Below are 1,816 nucleotides of genomic sequence, written 5' to 3'. Positions count from 1 at the left end.
CGAAATATCAGGACAGTGACTCGTCGAAATTGAGTTTTGTCTTGAGCAAGAATTAAGAATCTACGGATTCTTGTATGATTTAAACTGAAGAGTTTGATCATGGCTCAGATTGAACGCTGGCGGCAGGCTTAACACATGCAAGTCGAGCGGAAACGATGATAGCTTGCTATCAGGCGTCGAGCGGCGGACGGGTGAGTAATGCTTAGGAATCTGCCCAGTAGTGGGGGACAACAGTCGGAAACGGCTGCTAATACCGCATACGCCCTACGGGGGAAAGCAGGGGATCTTCGGACCTTGCGCTATTGGATGAGCCTAAGTCGGATTAGCTAGTTGGTGAGGTAAAGGCTCACCAAGGCCACGATCCGTAGCTGGTTTGAGAGGATGATCAGCCACATCGGGACTGAGACACGGCCCGAACTCCTACGGGAGGCAGCAGTGGGGAATATTGGACAATGGGGGCAACCCTGATCCAGCCATGCCGCGTGTGTGAAGAAGGCTTTCGGGTTGTAAAGCACTTTCAGCGAGGAGGAAGGCTCTAAAGTTAATACCTTTAGGGATTGACGTTACTCGCAGAAGAAGCACCGGCTAACTCCGTGCCAGCAGCCGCGGTAATACGGAGGGTGCAAGCGTTAATCGGAATTACTGGGCGTAAAGCGCGCGTAGGTGGTTGAGTAAGCGAGATGTGAAAGCCCCGGGCTTAACCTGGGAACGGCATTTCGAACTGCTCGGCTAGAGTGTGGTAGAGGGTAGTGGAATTTCCTGTGTAGCGGTGAAATGCGTAGATATAGGAAGGAACACCAGTGGCGAAGGCGGCTACCTGGACCAACACTGACACTGAGGTGCGAAAGCGTGGGGAGCAAACAGGATTAGATACCCTGGTAGTCCACGCCGTAAACGATGTCAACTAGCCGTTGGGGATCTTGAATCCTTAGTGGCGCAGCTAACGCACTAAGTTGACCGCCTGGGGAGTACGGCCGCAAGGTTAAAACTCAAATGAATTGACGGGGGCCCGCACAAGCGGTGGAGCATGTGGTTTAATTCGACGCAACGCGAAGAACCTTACCTGGCCTTGACATGCAGAGAACTTTCCAGAGATGGATTGGTGCCTTCGGGAACTCTGACACAGGTGCTGCATGGCCGTCGTCAGCTCGTGTCGTGAGATGTTGGGTTAAGTCCCGTAACGAGCGCAACCCCTATCCTTGGTTGCTAGCAGGTAATGCTGAGAACTCCAGGGAGACTGCCGGTGACAAACCGGAGGAAGGTGGGGATGACGTCAGGTCATCATGGCCCTTACGGCCAGGGCTACACACGTGCTACAATGGCGTATACAGAGGGCTGCCAACTCGCGAGAGTGAGCCAATCCCTTAAAGTGCGTCGTAGTCCGGATCGCAGTCTGCAACTCGACTGCGTGAAGTCGGAATCGCTAGTAATCGCGAATCAGAATGTCGCGGTGAATACGTTCCCGGGCCTTGTACACACCGCCCGTCACACCATGGGAGTGGATTGCACCAGAAGTGGTTAGTCTAACCTTCGGGAGGACGATCACCACGGTGTGGTTCATGACTGGGGTGAAGTCGTAACAAGGTAGCCCTAGGGGAACCTGGGGCTGGATCACCTCCTTAAACGAAGCTGAAGGCTTCGGTCAGAGTCCACACGAATTACTTGGTTAGCTGAATAAAGAGAGCAATTGGGTCTTTCAGGCCCGACTTGGCTTGTTATGGTAACAAGCAAAACCGGGTCTGTAGCTCAGGTGGTTAGAGCGCACCCCTGATAAGGGTGAGGTCGGTGGTTCAAGTCCACCCAGACCCACCAAAAT

The 1,816-nt window shown here is 53.5% G+C and carries 1 tRNA gene and 1 rRNA gene; both read left to right on the top strand.

The annotated features are described in order from the left end of the window. Positions 1 to 81 precede the first annotated feature (81 nt). Positions 82 to 1,622: ribosomal RNA gene (locus JAO79_RS16155) — 16S ribosomal RNA — on the top strand. 113 nt (positions 1,623 to 1,735) lie between these two features. Next, positions 1,736 to 1,812: transfer RNA gene (locus JAO79_RS16150), tRNA-Ile, on the top strand. Positions 1,813 to 1,816 lie beyond the last annotated feature (4 nt).

The organism is Marinobacter litoralis, assembly GCF_016427555.1.
Lineage (GTDB): Bacteria > Pseudomonadota > Gammaproteobacteria > Pseudomonadales > Oleiphilaceae > Marinobacter > Marinobacter litoralis_A.
The sequence above is the reverse complement of the archived record's forward strand: the minus strand, read 5'-3'. Positions and strand labels throughout refer to the sequence as shown.